Genomic DNA, 16,132 nt, shown 5'->3' with positions numbered 1-16,132 from the left:
CGTGAAGTCGAGGGCCGTGCGGCCATCGCGATCCCGTGGTGTTACTGCGGGGTTCCCGCCGCGGCGACGGCAGGGACTGCTGCCGGGGTAGCCGGAGCCGCGCCGTCGTTCGTCACGGCCGGGGTTTCGACATGCCGCGGGCGAACATGGCGACGCGGCGAATGCGAAAGATTGCCCGTGCTTGCGGGAAGGGGCGCTGCCTGCGCAACGCCACCCTGAACCCCAGCCGGAACGGTTTGGGCCAGAGGCGATTGGGCCGGTGACGGCTGAACCGGGGGCGCCGAATTGGCCCGCGCCAGCAAGGCCTGCGCCGAGACCGGCACATCCTTCATCACCGTCTGCTTGTCGGCCAGCGGAGGAACCGGCGTCCCCCCGATCGTGATCGTCAAGGCATCGGGGCGCCCGGTCCAGAGCTGGGGCGAAACGGCATCGGCGGGAACCGTATAGCTTTCCCCGCGCGCCAGATTCTTTTGCAGCAGTTGATGACCCTGGCCGTCGGTGAACTTCACCCATACGCCATCGGCGGTCGCGGTGAACACCACCGGCCCGGACGGTACCGGAGCCGTTTGCGCGGGAGCCGCCTGCACCGGTGCTGCTGAAGGAGCCGGAGCCGGGGCTTCGGACGGCGCGAGCGCGGGCAGGGCGCCTGCGGGCGAATAATAGCTGCGCCAGAAGACCGTCCCGGCGACCAGAATTACCACGACCAGCCCGACGGCAAGCCAGCTGATCAGCGGCGAGGGAGTCTTGGCCGGATCGTTGACATCATACTGGTTGAGCGGACGCGGCTCGGGACGCGGGACGCTGATGTCCATTTCGCGGCGCACCTGTTCGCCCAGTTCGGTATCATCGAGACCGACCACGCGCGCATAGCTGCGCACGAAACCGAGCACATAGGGACGTCCGGGCAGAGCCGCCAGATCACCGCGATCCATCGCCTCGACATGGCGAAGCGTGATGCGGGTCCGTTCCGAAATCTCCGCCGTGGTCAGTCCGAGCGCCTCGCGCGCAGCACGCAGGCGCCCGGTCGCGGTCATCGGGGAACCGGATGCTGCAGGCGTCGACCGAGGCGTCGCGGAACGCGCGACCTCGGCCATGACTGCCGATGCAGCCTTATCATCATGGGCGCCGTCCTGGGGCACGGCGTCGCGCGCTTCGTCCATTATACTTCAGCAACCCTTTGAGCTATAGGTTATCCCCCTGAAAGGCATGGTTGCAATCAAGGGAAAGTCAACGGGAATCACGTTCTCTTGACGGACACTTGCGGCATGCTGCCCCTTGCGGTCGGCCAATGCGACGGCAAGGCATTATTCCCAATGCCGTCAGTCGCACTCGATGCAATGATAGGCCGCCCATTCGGTCAAGGCCGCACGCATGTTCGGCGGCGGATTCTTGACCCAGCCATCCATGGCCGCGCGAATCTCGCCCAGATCGACCTTGCTGACCAGCTCCTTGATCGGACCGACCGACGCGGGCGTGATCGACAGGCGCGTGATCCCGAGCCCGAGCAGCGCCAGCGCCTCAAGCCTCCGGCCACCCATTTCACCGCAGACGGTGATATCGGTACCAAAAGGCGCGACAGCCGTGACCACCCGGTGCAGGAACCGCAGGATCGCCGGAGAAACCCAGTCATAGCGTTCCGCCAGCTTGGGATGGCCGCGATCGGCGGCAAACAAGAACTGGGTAAGATCGTTGGTCCCGATCGAGAGGAACGACAGCTTCGGTGCCAGCACGTCGAGCCATTCGGCAATCGCGGGCACTTCGACCATGGCGCCATAGCGAATCGCTTCGGGCAGCAGCTTCTTCTGCTTTTTGAGGAACGCGACCTGGCTTTCGAACACGGCCTTGGCCGCATCGAATTCCCACGGTTCGGTCACCATCGGGAACATGACGTTGAGCGTGCGTCCGCCCGCCGCCTCGATCAGCGCGCGCGCCTGAACCTTGAGCAGGCCGTCGCGTTCGAGCGCAACGCGCAAGGCACGCCAGCCCATCGCCGGGTTCTCTTCGAGATGATCATCGTCATGACGCAGATAGGGCAGCGTCTTGTCCCCGCCGATATCGACCGTGCGGAAAACCACCGGACGATCACCGGCCATATCGAGCACGTCGCGATAGAGACGCGTCTGCCGCTCGCGCGCAGGCAGCGTCGCGGAGACAAGGAACTGGAACTCGGTGCGGAAGAGGCCGATGCCGTCCGCACCGGTCAGGTTGAGCATCGGCAGATCGTCGCGCAGCCCGGCGTTGATCATCACCGCCACCCGCTTCCCGTCGCGAGAGACCGGCTGGGTATCGCGCATGGTCGCGTAATGGGCCTGACGTTCGCGATTCTTGGCAAAACGGGTCTCGAACGTCTCGACCATCGACGGGGTCGGTCGCACGTCGAGCACGCCCTGGGTCCCGTCAAGCAGCAAGAGATCGCCTTCGCGCACTTTGCCGCGCAAGCCCCGCAGGCGTCCGACCACCGGAATACCCATGGCTCGCGCCACGATCACCACGTGGGCGGTCAGCGACCCTTCCTCGAGAATGACGCCTTTCAGCCGGCGGCGATCGTATTCGAGCAATTCGGCCGGGCCGAGATTGCGCGCGACGAGAATGGCGTCCCCCTTGAGTCCGAGACTCGCTGCCGTTCCGAGCTGGCCCGAAACGATGCGCAAGAGCCGGTTGGACAGATCCTCGAGATCGTGCATGCGATCGGCAAGGAGTGGATCGTCGATCTGCCGCATGCGCATGCGGGTGTGCTGCTGCACCCGCTCGATCGCAGCTTCGGCCGTCAGACCGGAATCGATCGCCTCGTTGATGCGGCGGCCCCAGCCTTCGTCATAGGCGAACATCTTGTAGGTCAGCAGCACTTCCTCGTGCTCGCCGCCCACGCCGAATTCGGCCTGGCTCGCCATGCGGTCGATCTGTTCGCGCATCTTGTCGAAGGCGAGATAGACTCGCTGGCGTTCGGCCTCGATATCCTCGGCCACGATCTGTTCGATGGTGACCCGGGGCTGATGGAACACCGCCGTACCCGACGCGATCCCTTTGACCAGAGACATGCCCTGCAACCGTTCCGGCCCGGTCATGTGCATCCCCGAACCAAGGGAATCGTCCTCGTCGATCAGCCCGGCATTCGCGATCAGTTCGGAAAGAACCATCGCCACCGTCTGCAACGCCTCGATCTCGACTTCCTCGTAGCGGCGGCGCTCGACATGCTGGACCGCGACGACGCCGACAGAGCGTTCGCGGCGAACGATCGGAACCCCGGCAAAGGAGTGGAAGCGTTCTTCGCCCGTTTCCGGACGGAAGGCAAAATCGGGATGGGCGGCCGCTTCGGCCAGGTTGAGCGTCTCGTTGTTCGAGGCGATCGTACCGACGAGACCTTCGCCCACGGCAAGGCGCGTCACATGGACGGCCTGTTGGTTAAGGCCACGTGTCGCGAAGAGTTCGAGCATGCCTTCGCGCAAGAGGTAGATCGAACAGACCTCGCTATCCAGTTTTTCGCCGATCACATCGACGACCTGGTTGAGCTTGGCCTGGGCGCCACTGCGCGAAGCCATGATCTCGTGCAGCGAGGTGAGGATTGCCCGGGCGGCGGCGGCGGCAGTCTGCAGAGCCATGGACAAGGGACTAGCGCAAGGCGGCCGGTTTGCAAACGGCGGGCGCAGAATTCATGTCACGATCCATGTCGCTTCCTGCAAAGAAGGTGGCGAGATGTGTCTCGCGTCACAGGAATTCAAGGGGTTACTGCGCCGAAAAAGAAAACACACCAGAATGAAAACGAAAACGATGGCCCCGGGCGGATCGTGCAGATTTCCGCGCCGGGGTCCATCCACGGGGATCAGTGGTAGGAAGACAGTTCTTCCTTGATGCGCAATTTCCGTCGTTTGAGTTCCATCAGGAGGTTGCCGTTGGGATTCGGACGCAACAGTTCATCGGCGATCTGGCGTTCGAGGCCGGCATGCTTGGTCTGCAGGGCGCTGATATGCGATGTTTCCATGCGGTTACCTCCATGGGACACAATGTCCCCTAGTTTCCGGCGGCACTTAACTCTCCCGTGCCGTCGGATTGGGTAGCGTCCGCCCCGACTCATGATGAAAGAAGCGGGCGCGTTGTCATGGTCCCACAATCGCCGTATCTTGCAAGATGTGTCGCGTCGGATAGCGGTCATTGCGTGTCGAATTGCGCAAACCATGTTGTCCGGCGCATGATTGCATCCGTTCGTCGCCCGGTTCGAGGCGGGGAGCGGCAACATGTGCCATCGAACCGCCAGTCATTGCGCCAAGGAGTGTGCCCCGGGTGACCGAAGACGAAATGCGCAAGCGGCTGACCGCACTGAAGATCGAGCATCGTGATCTCGACGCCGCGATCGATGCGCTCAGTTCGGCAAGCGTCCGCGACCAGTTGCAGATTGCCCGGCTGAAGAAGAGGAAATTGCGCCTGAAGGATCAGATCTCCATGCTGGAGGATTACCTGATACCAGACATTATCGCCTGATTTCATATGGTTGCTTGAAATTACCGGTTGTTTGCGGGTCATTTCGTCCTGTCCCGATCGGGGACAGGGCGGGGGTGTCCCGAAATCGGGCATTAACCACGGTTGAGCCGGGCGGCGAAGCATCGCTATGCCCGGCCCATGTCCCGTGTGGTCAGCCTCTCCCAGCGCCTTGTCGAATCGCTCTATGGCGAAGCCCTCGTGCTTGCCGAAAATACTCGCACCCGCTTCGAGCAGGTCCGCGAGGACGCTTCGCCGGAACGACTCCAAGCCGTCAGCTCCGGCCAGCCGCCCCGTGCGCATGGCGTCGATAGCGTCGAGATCATGTGCGAAGCCCTGCGGACGACGACACGGGTCATGCATTGCCTGGCCTGGCTGCTCAATTACCGGTCATGGTTCGCCGGGGAACTGAGCGCAGTGCAATTGCGCTGCCATGGCCGGTTGATCACCCATTTCCCCGCCAGCGATCCTTCGATCGTTGCCCGCCTGCCCGACGATCTGGCCGGTTTCGTCCGCCAGAGCGAGCGCCTCTATGAACGCATCCAGCGACTCGAGCTCGCGTTGCGTCAGGATCTCACCGAAGCAGTCGGTGCCATCGCCCGCCTGCGCGAACGCCTGTCGTACGAAACGGCAAGGCACGCCTGACACCGGCCCCGGCCTTGCCCTGGTCACGTCCAGCCCCCATCATGACGGCATGACCGGCCCGATCCCGACCGAAGACCCCAAAGATCCCTCCACCTGGCCCACCGGCCGGGCCATCGCGATCGAGCCGCTGGTGCGCCGCGTGCTGGCGCCCAATGGTTCGCCCTATACCTTTTCGGGAACGCAGACCTATCTGGTCGGCACACGCGAGATCGCCGTGATCGATCCCGGACCGGCCGATACCGGAATGCCGGGCCATGCCGACACCCGCGGAGATGGCCATGTGGACGCGATTCTCGAAGCGATCGGCGACGCGCGGGTCGCCGCGATCCTGTGCACCCATACCCATCGCGACCACAGTCCCGCCTCGCGCGCCTTGCAGGCCGCAACCGGCGCCCCGATCGTGGGCTGCGCGCCGCTGATGCTCGACGACGACGGCCCCCGGGCCGACGCCGCATTCGATCCCGACTATCGCCCCGACCGCATTCTTGCCGATGGGGAACGGATCGTGGGCGAGGGCTGGACGATCGAGGCCGTGGCAACACCCGGCCATACCAGCAATCACTTGTGCTACGCTCTCATCGAAAGCTCGGCGCTCTTTACCGGCGACCATGTCATGGGCTGGTCGACCAGCGTGGTCTCTCCGCCCGACGGCGACATGGGCGCCTACCTTGCCAGCCTTGCCCGGCTCTATGAACGGACCGACCGCGTCTATTATCCCGCGCACGGGCCACAGATCGACAATCCCCGCCAGTTCGTGCGCGGGATGATCGGCCACCGCCGCCAGCGCGAACGCCAGATCGCCAACCTGCTCGAACGCGAGCCGCAGACGATCCCCGCGTTGGTCGCCGCGATGTACAAGGGCCTCGACGCGCGGCTGCACGGCGCGGCGGGGCGCTCGGTCCTGGCTCATCTCATCGATCTGGAGCGGCAAGGACGGGCCATCGTGCGGGACGAAACGTGGCATCGGGCCAACGAACCGGCCGCCGGGCTTGCCCCCGACAGTCCGGCGCCCTAAGTCGGCGGGCAAACGCAACCTGTCCTTGCATCACTGACGGAAATCTCCTGCCATGACGGTCCAAGCTGCCAACCTTGCCGGTCTCGACCTGCGCGCCGAAATCGACCGGCTGCGCAAGGAACGCAATGCGGTGATCCTGGCGCATTACTATCAGCGCCCGGAAATCCAGGATCTGGCCGACTACATCGGCGATTCGCTCGAACTGTCGCGCAAGGCGGCAGCGACCGATGCCGAAGTGATCGCCTTTTGCGGGGTCCGCTTCATGGCCGAGACGGCCAAGATCCTTGCGCCGGAAAAGACCGTGATCCTGCCCGACATGGATGCGGGATGCAGCCTTGAGGATTCGTGCCCGCCCGACCGCTTCAAGGCGTTCCGCGAAGCCCATCCCGATCACATCGCGCTCACGTACATCAACTGCTCGACCGAAGTGAAAGCGCTGTCGGACGTGATCGTCACCAGCTCGAGCGCGGAAACGATCCTGTCGAAGATCCCGCCCGAGCAGAAAATCATCTTCGGCCCCGACCGTCATCTGGGCGGCTATCTCAACCGCAAGTTCGGGCGCGACATGCTGTTGTGGCCGGGCGTGTGCATCGTGCACGAAGCATTCAGCGAGACCGAGCTGCTCAAGCTCAAAGCCCAGCATCCCGACGCGCCGATCGCCGCCCACCCGGAATGCCCGCCGCATATCGTCGACCACGCCGACTATGTCGGATCGACCAGCGGCATCCTGGCCTATGCCAAGGAAACCCCGGCGCAGACCCTGATCGTCGCGACCGAACCGCACATCATTCACCAGATGCAGCTGGCCATGCCGAACAAGACGTTCATCGGTGCGCCCGGTGCCGACGGCAACTGCAACTGCAACATCTGCCCCTACATGGCGCTCAACACGCTGGAAAAGCTCTATCTCGCGCTGCGCGACCTGACGCCGCGGGTGGAAATCGAGGAAAATCTGCGCCTTGCCGCCAAGAAGAGCCTCGATGCCATGCTCGATCTGGCCTCGGGCACGGTCGGCATGGGGGACCTGGGCGCACGCAGCTGAAACGGGAAGGGGCCGGGATAAAGATTTTCTTGGCCCCCCGATAGGCGCCTTGCCCCAGCGAAGGCACTGATTAAGTTGCAAAGAGCAACGGTTAAATCCGACCCTTGCCTCTGATCGACATCAGTTCCCCGATCCCATCCCGCCAGGAAGGTTGCCCATGGTCGAATCGCTTTTCAAACCGATCCAGCTCGGCGCCATCGCCGCCCCCAACCGCATTCTCATGGCCCCGCTGACGCGCGGCCGCGCCACCGCCGAGGCCGTGCCGACGCCGGTCATGGCGACCTATTACCGCCAGCGCGCGAGTGCCGGCCTCATCATCAGCGAAGCGACCGGGATCAGCCGTGAAGGCGCGGGTTGGCCCAACGCTCCGGGCCTTTGGACCGATGCGCAGGTCGAAGGGTGGAAGCCCGTCACCGCCGCCGTCCACGAAGCGGGCGGGCGTATCATCGCCCAGCTCTGGCATATGGGCCGCGTCGTCCATCCCGTATTCCTGGGCGGCGAAGCCCCGGTCTCGTCCTCGGCCACCCGCGCACCGGGACAAGCCCACACCCCCGAAGGGCGCAAGGACTATGCGATCGCCCGTCCCCTTCGTCTGGATGAAATCCCCCGGCTGCTCGACGACTACGCGCTCGCCGCCGAAAACGCGAAGAAGGCCGGGTTCGACGGCATCCAGCTTCACGCCGCCAACGGCTATCTGATCGACCAGTTCCTGCGCAACGGCACCAATTTGCGCGACGACGATTACGGCGGGTCGGTCGAAAACCGCACGCGCCTGCTGCGCGAAGTCACCGAGCGCCTGATCTCGGTCTGGGGCGCGGATCGCGTTTCGGTCCGCCTGTCGCCCAACGGCGATTCCCAAGGCGTCGACGACAGCGATCCGGCCACGATTTTCGGCGAAGCCGCGCGTGTCCTTCAGGCGCTCGACATCGCCTTCCTCGAATTGCGCCAGCCGGGACCGAACGGGACTTTCGGCGCGACCGACGTACCCAAGCAAGACGCGCTGATCCGCTCAATCTACAAGGGACCGCTGGTTCTCAACAGCGACTACACGCCGCAGGAAGCCGAAGCGGACCTCGCCTCTGGCCGTGCCGACGCGATCAGCTTTGGCCGTCCGTTCATTTCCAATCCCGATCTGGTCGAACGCATCCGCGTGGGCGCGCCGCTCGCACCGAATGTGAACGTGCCGCAGTCGTGGTATTTCCCCGGCGACGCGGGCTATATCGACTATCCCACTCTGGCCGAGGCGGAACCGACCGCCTGAAACCAGCCGCGCCGCCACTCTTTCGGGAATGGCGGCGCGGATGTTCAACAGGAGGTTCCATGCCGATTGCCCCGCGTTCCTGGCTGCTCGTGCCGGGTGATGACGAAGACGCGCTGGGCAAGGCCCTGGACAGCGGCGCCGAGGCTGTCGTCGTCGATCTCGAAGAGACAATCGCCCCGGACCGCAGGAAAGCCGCCCGCACGATCACGGCGGGCTGGCTTCGTCGGCATGACTTTGCGAGCCGTGCCGGGGGAGCGCAGATCTGGGTCCGCATCAACGACTTTTCCAGCGACGACTGGTGTGACGACCTCGTCGCGATCATTGCCGGGACGCCCAACGGACTCGTCCTGCCCAAGGCCGCAAGTTCCGAGGATGTCCGCCGCCTTGCCGCCGAACTCGACGGTTTCGAACCCGGTCACGGCATTGCCCATGGCCGGACCCGCATCCTGCCCATGATCGGGACGACGCCGCGTGCGGCCGCAACGATCCCCGCCTATCTCACGTTCGAGGAACCGCGCCTCGCCGGTCTCAGCTGGGACGCCGACACGCTCGGCAAGACCCTTGGCGTGACGCGCATCCGGGATGGGGAGGGGCGCTGGACCGATGCCTTGCGCCATGCCCGTACCCAGACCCTGCTGGTCGCCCATGCTCTGGATTGCTGGGCCATCGATACCGCGCAAGCCGACTTCGCAGACGAGGACGGTCTGGAGCGCGCCGCCGGTGAAGCCGCCGCCGATGGATTTTCCGGCATGTTCACCGTTCATCCCGCGCAAGTGCCAGCCATCAACCGGGCCTTCGCGCGTTCTCCTGCCCTTGCAGGCTGAACGATCAGTCGTCGGCCGCCTTGGCCGATGCAGGATGGCTTGAAGACTTGGCTTTTGCCGCAGTCGGCTTGGTCGCGGCCTTTTCAGGCTCGGCCTTTTTGGGGGCCGCGGTCGCCTCGGCATGGGGTGTTGCCGTTGCGGTCGGCGCAACATCGGGCGCACTCGCACTGTCGGCGGCGGGCGTGCTGGCGTCCTCGCCCAGAATGTCTTCCGCACTGGCGCCGGTCGCATGGGCCGGTTCGAGCAGCGGTCGGGCCTGCGTCCGATCGACGTCGATCATCGCATCGCTGATCGTGCCGGGCAGGACTTCGCCGCCTGCCGCCTTGCCCACCGGCTGCTGGCTCGCCTTGTGACATCCCGCCAGCCCGAGCAGGGCAAGCGTACACAGGACGGGCAGGATCATACGCGAGGGAGCAGCGGAACGGATCATCGGATTCGCTTTTTCGGGAAAGGGGCGCACCATCTGGGGCGCAACTTCATGGACAGGGCTTATCGAGCTGGGCAAGGAATTGCGGCAGCCGCGCCAGCAAGGCCTTGTCCCACGTCTCGGCCGCAACCTCCAGCCCCAGATCGGCAAGACTGGTGACGCCATGATCGGCAATGCCGCAAGGCACAATCCCGCCGAAATGCGACAGGTCCGGCGACAGGTTGACCGCAAACCCGTGCATCGTCACCCAACGCCGGATGCGGATGCCGATGGCACCGATCTTGGCCTCGGTCCCATCGCGGCCATTCGTCCAGATGCCGACCCGGCCCGGCGCACGCCAGCATTCGACGCCGAAATCACCGAGCGTGTCGATAACCCAGCCTTCGACCGCATGGACGAAACCGCGCACGTCACGCGCCCGCTTGCGCAAGTCGAGCATGAGATAGCCGACCCGCTGCCCCGGACCATGATAGGTATAACGCCCGCCGCGCCCCGCCTCGACCACATCGAACCGGGGGTCGAGCAGCTCCTCGCGGGCGGCACTGGTCCCGGCGGTATAGACCGGGGCATGTTCGAGCAGCCAGATCAGTTCGCGCGCGCGGCCTTCGGCAATCGCCGTGTTGCGCTCGGTCATAGTCTCGAGCGCCTCGCGATAGGGCACCTGCCGTGTCTCGGCCAGAATCTCGATGTCGGATTCGCTCGCAATCGGGAGAAGCGTATCGGTCATGTCCGGCACTTGGCCCCACGGGGCGCCATGTGCAAGGGGGCTGCGCCCTGCGCCCCGTTACCCCCTGCAATTTTACGCCATTTGCGCGCCCGGATCACGAAAACCGGTTCCCTCCGGTCGGCCCATTGTTTTAGAGTCGAAGAAGAGTTCCCATGCCGTCAACGACCGGATGGGGGAAAAGGGCCGCACCGGAATTTGCGGATACGTCACGAGCCGGTCGAATGGGGCAGGCTCCTACGGGAAGCGAGGTACATATAAACGTGGCCACTTTGGACAGCAGCGCCGCATGGCAGAGCGCAAGGCGCGTGGTTTCTGCCAATCGCGACGTGCTTGTCGCCATCGCCGGTGTCTTCTACCTGCTGCCGGGCCTCATCGGCACGCTCGCACTGCCCAAGCCGGACATGGCGAGCGGCATGACCGAACAGCAGATGGCTCAGGCTTTCACCAAGTTCTATGCGAGCGCAGCCCCGGTCCTGCTGCTGATCTCGCTACCGATGCTGATCGGCTATCTCACCATGCTGGTGGTCATGCTCGATCGTGACCGGCCGACCGTCGGGGCCGCCATCGGGCGCAGCTTCCGCCTGCTGCCCGGCTATCTGGCGTCGCAGATCCTGACATCGCTGGCCCTGTCGGGGCTCTGGGTCGTTGTGGTCGGCGCATTGAGCCTTGCCATGCCCCCGGTCGCGGCGGGCTTCGTCGGCCTCTTGGCGATGATCTATCCGTTGGTGCGCATCATGCTGATCGGGCCGGAAATGGTCGTCGCCCGTCATTCCAACCCGATCCGCGCCATCATGGGCAGCCTTGCCGCCACGCGACGAGAGGTATCGGGCATCCTGCTCTATTTCGGACCGGCGATGACCCTGTTCATGGTCATCTATGGGATGGTCACGATCCTCGTCACGGTCATTCTGGCCAATGCGGGGAACGGCGATGCCCCGCAACTGATCGGGGAAGCGGTCGTCGGCGTGCTGTTCGCGGTCGGCTATACCTATTTCACCGCGATGATCGCTTCGACCTATCAGCAACTGGGCATGAGCACCCGGTCGGACGCCTCGCTGTTCGAGTGATCCGCCCCCGGGCCCCCCGACTGGAAATTCCGCAAAGGCGCCGGAATTTCCAGTCAGCGGTAATCGGGATCAGTCCTTGTACCCCCAGCTGATCACGCAAGGGGGAATGTTGATCGGCTCGAACCCCTTGTCGATGCGGGGGAAATAGCGGCTCATCAAGGCCCGCGCGCGCGCCGTGTACTGATAGACCAGAAACGCCCCGCCCGGACGCAGCACGCGACGGGTCGCGGCCATGATCGCTGGTCCGACGCCGGGCGGCAACGTGGTGAACGGCAATCCCGACAGGACATAGTCGGCATGCTCGAACCCGTGCGCGGCAACGATCGCCTCGACATCGGCCGCCGACCCGTGAACCGCGCTGAACCGGTGGTCGACGATCGTCCGCTTGAGATAGGCGATGAAGTCGGGATTGGTGTCGATCACGATCAGCTTGCCGTCACGGCGCAGGCGATCGAGCACCGGGCGGCAGAACGTGCCGACGCCGGGGCCATATTCGACAAAGACCTGGCAATTGTCCCAATCGACCCGCGACAGGACGCGGCGGATCGTCCGCGCCGAGGAAGGCACCACCGCGCCGACCATCACCGGATGCTTCACAAATCCCTTCAAGAACAATCCGGTAGGGCCGATCAGGCGCCGCGCCTTGCGCATGAAGCGAGCGGGCAACGGGTCCTGGGCAAGTTCAGTCGACGACATCGGCGATGGATACCTTTGCTCGTTATGCTTTAAAGTCATGACGGGTTGCAAAAACCGCGTAGCATTGCAAGCGCCGCGCCGCCATCATACCCGGACGAATAATCCAGTTGCAGAACGCAACCAAAAAAGCTCCGATAAGGCCTCGGGGAGAGCGAAGCGGCCAATGAACGAACCACACATGAACGGCCTCGCCGTCAGGAGCCGGTCCCGGGAACGGGAAACCGCAGAAGATGGCGCGGAATCTATACCGCACCCAACCGCTGCACAATACGGCCCAAACTCCCTTCCTTCGGGCTCCATTGCTGCACGCACCACCCTCGCGCACTCTCTTCCGCCCGGACGCATGGCCCTGCTGTTCGCGGTCATGCTGACAACGGCGGCGGGCAATACCGCGATGCAATCGGTCATGCCCTCGATCGGCACGCATCTGCGAATCCCCGATGTCTGGGTCAGCCTCGCTTATTCATGGTCAGCCTTGCTGTGGATGCTGATGGCGCCGTTCTGGGCGCGTCGATCCGACCGGTTCGGGCGCAAGGCGATGATGGCCCTGGGGCTTTGCGCCTTTTCGCTGTCGTTCGGACTTTGCGGTGTTGCCCTGCTCGCCGGGCTGAAAGGCATGGTCAGCGGGATCAGCGCGATCCTGCTCTTTGCTCTGGCCCGGTCGATCTATGGCACCTTCGGATCGGCAGCCCCTCCGGCCGTGCAGGCCTATGTCGCGGCCCGCACCGGGCCGGACGAACGAACGCGCGCCTTGTCGATGGTCGCGTCGAGTTTCGGGCTCGGCACTGTCCTTGGACCCGCGCTCGCCCCGCTGCTGATCCTGCCGGGACTGGGCCTGATCGGCCCGTTCGCGGCCTTCACGGCGGGCGCGCTCATCGTGTTCGCGCTCTTGCGCTGGAGGCTTCCCGACGACAGTCCCGGGAACGAGGCGATCGGGCCTCATGGTCCCGACCACGGCTTTGGCGATCCCGGCCCGGTCGCGCATCCCGACGTCGCCCCTTCGCCCCGCCACTTGCGCTGGAGCGATCCGCGGCTGCGCCGATGGCTCATTGCCGGAACGATGGGGGGACAGGCGCAGTCGATCCTGCTGGGCGTGGTCGGCTTCCTCCTGCTCGACCGGCTAGGCCTGCGTCATCAGCCCGATCTGGCGGCCGGACCGATCGGGCTTGTGCTGATGTGCGGCGCCATTGCGACCCTGCTTGCACAATGGGGGCTCATTCCCTTGCTCGGACTGGGGCCGCGCCCTTCGACGATGGCCGGGATGGCTCTGGCCGCAGTCGGAGCCCTGGTCGTGGCGCTGGGCCACGACCTCCATTCCATTGCCACCGGCTTTGCGGTCTGTTCGCTCGGCTTCGGCCTGTTCCGGCCCGGCTTTACCGCCGGAGCAAGCCTTGCCGTCGGTCCGGCCGAGCAGGGACAGGCCGCAGGGATCGTCGCGGCGGTCAACGGCTCGGCCTATATCGTCTCGCCGGCCATCGGCGTCTGGCTCTACAACCATTCCTCGTGGATGGTCTGGACCGTCATCGAAATGCTCGCGCTCGGCGTCCTTGCGCTGTTCCTTGCCGAACGGCGCTCAGTCCAGGCCTAGACGCGCCACCACGCGCTGGGCGGCGGCATCCTCGCGCTTCACGGCAAGGACGAGCAGGGCGTTGAGCGCCAGCGACTGATAGACGAAGTACCACAAGGGGCTGCCGAGCAGCATGGCGATCCCGAGCACGATCGCGCGGGGATTGGGGCCGAGGAATTTCAGCATGAACAGCAACGGACGCTGCTCGCGCTGCACTTCGGCGCGCAGCCGTGCCAATTGCGTGCCGTCGCCCGCGCGATCGGCGGCAATGGCCGAGGTAACCGCCGCGTCGATCCGCATGGCATAAGGGCTCATGCCCGAGGCAAGGCGCAGATAGCCGAGCACGAACCCGCGAAGGATCCACGCGAACCCGCGCTTGTCCTTGAACAGGGCCGCATCGTTCTGCGTCGCGTTGTTGAGCCAGGGAACCCCATAGGTCCAGTACTGGTAGAACCGCCGCTGCACTTCGACGAAGTTGGCCTGCGCGACATGGCTCGCCCCGGCGAACAGGGCCCAGAACCAAGCCCAGCCATAGCCGATCTTCGGCCCGAGCACGAAGACGAGCAGGATATAGAGCGCGACGTGGCCCGCATAGTCGCAAATGCCGTCGACCAGCTCGCCCATCGGGCTCGTCCGCCCGGTCAGGCGCGCGAGATCCCCGTCAGCACCGTCAACGACGTGCCAGGTCATGTGCAGGACCATGCCGAGCAAGGCCCCCCAGGGCCAGACGAGACCCCAGCTCGCACCTGCGAAATAGACGATCCCTGCCGCCACGACGAACAGCCCGCCCACGACCGAGACCATGTTCGGCGTGATCGGAGTCGGCGCAAGCGCGCGGGCAAGCTGCCAGGCGAGCGGGTGATAGAGATAGTAATTGAGCGAATCCTGCAATTCGCGCGGTCGCCGCGGCCTTTCCCGGGTCGCTGTCGCCATCGTCGTATGCTCTTTTTTCATATTCCCGGCCCGCATGGTGCAGACAGGGGTTTCGGTCCGGATCCCGGTGCCATAGGACGGGTTTCGCGCCGACGCCACTGTGCATTAAAACCCACCGGCTTTGTGCGCTGCAGCTTGACAAATGGGGGATTCCGCTTGCAATCCGCCATAATTCTGCAAACTAAGGCACTTTCATGACGGGCGTTCGCGTGGAATGCCGGTCTTAAGGGACGTGAATAGATGAAGCCAATCAAGGTCGCGGTGATCGGCGTAGGCAACTGCGCCAGCTCGCTTGTCCAGGGGGTCTATTTCTATCGACAGAACAATTCGGCTGGGGGGCTGATCCACGACCGTATCGGAGGATACGGGGCTGGTGACGTCGATTTCGTGCTCGGCATCGATGTCGACGCGCGCAAGGTGGGCAAGGATATCGGCGAGGCGATCTTCGCCGGCCCGAACTGCACCGCCGTCTTCCATCCCGATGTTCCCCAGACGGGCGGCAAGGTCATCATGGGTCGCATCCTCGACGGGGTTGCCGATCACATGACCGGAATGGGTGATCGCGGGTTCATCGTCGCCGATGCTCCCGAAGCCACCAAGGAAGGCATCATTGCCGCGCTCAAGGAATCGGGCGCCGAAGTGCTGCTCAACTTCCTGCCCGTCGGTTCGCAGGAAGCGACCGAATTCTACATGGAATGCGCGCTCGAAGCCGGGGTTGCAGTGGTTAACTGCATGCCCGTGTTCATCGCCAGCACGCCGGAATGGGAAGCCCGTTTCCGCGCCAAGCGCATCCCCATCGTAGGCGACGACATCAAGGCCCAGGTCGGTGCGACGATCGTTCACCGTGTCCTGTCGAGCCTGTTCGGCGCGCGCGGCGTGACGGTCGAAAAGACCTATCAGCTCAACACCGGCGGCAACACCGATTTCATGAACATGCTCGACCGTCAGCGTCTGGGCAGCAAGAAGGAATCGAAGACCGAAGCCGTGCAGGCGATGCTGGCTCACCGTCTTGCCGACGAAAACATCCACGTCGGTCCCTCGGACTATGTTCCGTGGCAGAAGGACAACAAGCTGTGCTTCCTTCGTCTCGAAGGCGCGCAGTGGGGCAACGTCCCGATGAACCTCGAACTTCGCCTTTCGGTCGAAGACAGCCCGAACTCGGCGGCTTGCGTCATGGACGCGATCCGTTGCTGCAAGGTTGCGCTCGATCGCGGTGAAGGCGGTGCGCTGGTTGGCCCGTCGGCCTACTTCTGCAAGCACCCGCCGCAGCAGTTCAGCGACGACGTCGCGGCTCAGCTGGTCGACGAATACATCACCGAACCGGCAATCGCCGCCGAGTAAGGTATTCGCAGCAGATGCGCAAAAGGGGCGGCGTCAGCACGAGCTGGCGCCGCCCCTTTTCTGCTTGCGCCCCCAATACCGGAAACACCGGGCATTTCCCGATGAGGTCAGCCC

16 protein-coding genes are annotated in these 16,132 nt (G+C 64.5%); 9 read left to right on the top strand and 7 right to left on the bottom strand.

Annotation, left to right across the window (positions count from 1 at the left end; all coding sequences use genetic code 11):
* Positions 1-41 precede the first annotated feature (41 nt).
* The 3 genes from Y88_RS11210 to Y88_RS18965 form a co-directional block, all read right to left on the bottom strand.
* Positions 42-1,160 carry a helix-turn-helix domain-containing protein gene (locus Y88_RS11210; protein WP_008069307.1) on the bottom strand — a complete coding sequence of 373 codons (1,119 nt, stop codon included), beginning with the start codon at positions 1,158-1,160 and terminating at the stop codon, positions 42-44.
* 159 nt (positions 1,161-1,319) lie between these two features.
* On the bottom strand, positions 1,320-3,599 hold the full coding sequence (ptsP, locus tag Y88_RS11205; protein WP_008069304.1) for a phosphoenolpyruvate--protein phosphotransferase: 2,280 nt from the start codon (positions 3,597-3,599) through the stop codon (positions 1,320-1,322).
* 221 nt (positions 3,600-3,820) lie between these two features.
* Positions 3,821-3,979, bottom strand: a complete 159-nt coding sequence (locus Y88_RS18965) for a YdcH family protein (protein WP_008069301.1) — start codon at positions 3,977-3,979, stop codon at positions 3,821-3,823.
* 299 nt (positions 3,980-4,278) lie between these two features.
* Here Y88_RS18965 and Y88_RS11200 point away from each other — a divergent pair, with 299 nt between their 5' ends.
* The 6 genes from Y88_RS11200 to Y88_RS11175 all read left to right on the top strand — a co-directional run bounded on the left by Y88_RS11200 (position 4,279) and on the right by Y88_RS11175 (position 9,260).
* Positions 4,279-4,476 (top strand): YdcH family protein, encoded by a 198-nt coding sequence (locus Y88_RS11200; protein ID WP_008069291.1) that lies wholly within the window; start codon positions 4,279-4,281, stop codon positions 4,474-4,476.
* Positions 4,477-4,614: 138 nt separating this feature from the next.
* The gene (locus Y88_RS11195) at positions 4,615-5,118 is read left to right on the top strand and encodes a DUF1465 family protein (RefSeq protein ID WP_232281041.1); all 504 of its coding nucleotides are present in this window, start codon (positions 4,615-4,617) and stop codon (positions 5,116-5,118) included.
* Between the two features lie 49 nt (positions 5,119-5,167).
* Positions 5,168-6,133, top strand: a complete 966-nt coding sequence (locus Y88_RS11190; RefSeq protein ID WP_008069289.1) for an MBL fold metallo-hydrolase — start codon at positions 5,168-5,170, stop codon at positions 6,131-6,133.
* A 52-nt stretch (positions 6,134-6,185) separates the two neighbouring features.
* Positions 6,186-7,175, top strand: coding sequence for a quinolinate synthase NadA (gene nadA / locus Y88_RS11185; protein WP_008069288.1), 990 nt, complete (start codon positions 6,186-6,188; stop codon positions 7,173-7,175).
* A gap of 157 nt (positions 7,176-7,332) precedes the next feature.
* Positions 7,333-8,436, top strand: coding sequence for an alkene reductase (locus tag Y88_RS11180; RefSeq protein WP_008069287.1), 1,104 nt, complete (start codon positions 7,333-7,335; stop codon positions 8,434-8,436).
* A 59-nt stretch (positions 8,437-8,495) separates the two neighbouring features.
* The gene (locus Y88_RS11175; protein ID WP_008069286.1) at positions 8,496-9,260 is read left to right on the top strand and encodes an HpcH/HpaI aldolase/citrate lyase family protein; all 765 of its coding nucleotides are present in this window, start codon (positions 8,496-8,498) and stop codon (positions 9,258-9,260) included.
* Positions 9,261-9,264: 4 nt separating this feature from the next.
* On the opposite strand, the gene Y88_RS11170 is transcribed toward Y88_RS11175, so the two are convergent.
* Complete coding sequence (locus Y88_RS11170; protein ID WP_157132639.1) at positions 9,265-9,690, bottom strand: RodZ family helix-turn-helix domain-containing protein; 426 nt, start codon at positions 9,688-9,690, stop codon at positions 9,265-9,267.
* Positions 9,691-9,736: 46 nt separating this feature from the next.
* On the bottom strand, positions 9,737-10,414 hold the full coding sequence (gene lipB / locus Y88_RS11165; protein ID WP_018075703.1) for a lipoyl(octanoyl) transferase LipB: 678 nt from the start codon (positions 10,412-10,414) through the stop codon (positions 9,737-9,739).
* Positions 10,415-10,674: 260 nt separating this feature from the next.
* Here lipB and Y88_RS11160 point away from each other — a divergent pair, with 260 nt between their 5' ends.
* On the top strand, positions 10,675-11,481 hold the full coding sequence (locus tag Y88_RS11160) for a hypothetical protein (protein ID WP_232281040.1): 807 nt from the start codon (positions 10,675-10,677) through the stop codon (positions 11,479-11,481).
* A 69-nt stretch (positions 11,482-11,550) separates the two neighbouring features.
* On the opposite strand, the gene Y88_RS11155 is transcribed toward Y88_RS11160, so the two are convergent.
* Complete coding sequence (locus Y88_RS11155) at positions 11,551-12,177, bottom strand: class I SAM-dependent methyltransferase (protein WP_008069277.1); 627 nt, start codon at positions 12,175-12,177, stop codon at positions 11,551-11,553.
* Between the two features lie 343 nt (positions 12,178-12,520).
* Here Y88_RS11155 and Y88_RS11150 point away from each other — a divergent pair, with 343 nt between their 5' ends.
* Positions 12,521-13,765 (top strand): MFS transporter, encoded by a 1,245-nt coding sequence (locus Y88_RS11150; protein ID WP_008069276.1) that lies wholly within the window; start codon positions 12,521-12,523, stop codon positions 13,763-13,765.
* Here Y88_RS11150 and Y88_RS11145 read toward each other — a convergent pair.
* A complete protein-coding gene (locus tag Y88_RS11145; RefSeq protein ID WP_018075702.1) occupies positions 13,751-14,677 on the bottom strand; it encodes a CDP-alcohol phosphatidyltransferase family protein in 927 nt (308 codons plus the stop codon). The genes Y88_RS11150 and Y88_RS11145 overlap by 15 nt on opposite strands.
* Positions 14,678-14,917: 240 nt before the next feature.
* On the opposite strand from Y88_RS11145, the gene Y88_RS11140 reads away from it, so the two are divergent.
* Positions 14,918-16,018 carry an inositol-3-phosphate synthase gene (locus tag Y88_RS11140; protein ID WP_008069271.1) on the top strand — a complete coding sequence of 367 codons (1,101 nt, stop codon included), beginning with the start codon at positions 14,918-14,920 and terminating at the stop codon, positions 16,016-16,018.
* The last annotated feature ends 114 nt before the right edge of the window (positions 16,019-16,132 follow it).

It is taken from the genome of Novosphingobium nitrogenifigens DSM 19370 (assembly GCF_000192575.1).
GTDB classification, from domain to species: Bacteria; Pseudomonadota; Alphaproteobacteria; order Sphingomonadales; family Sphingomonadaceae; genus Novosphingobium; species Novosphingobium nitrogenifigens.
Note: the sequence above shows the minus strand (reverse complement) of the source record. Positions and strands in the feature narration are given on the sequence as shown.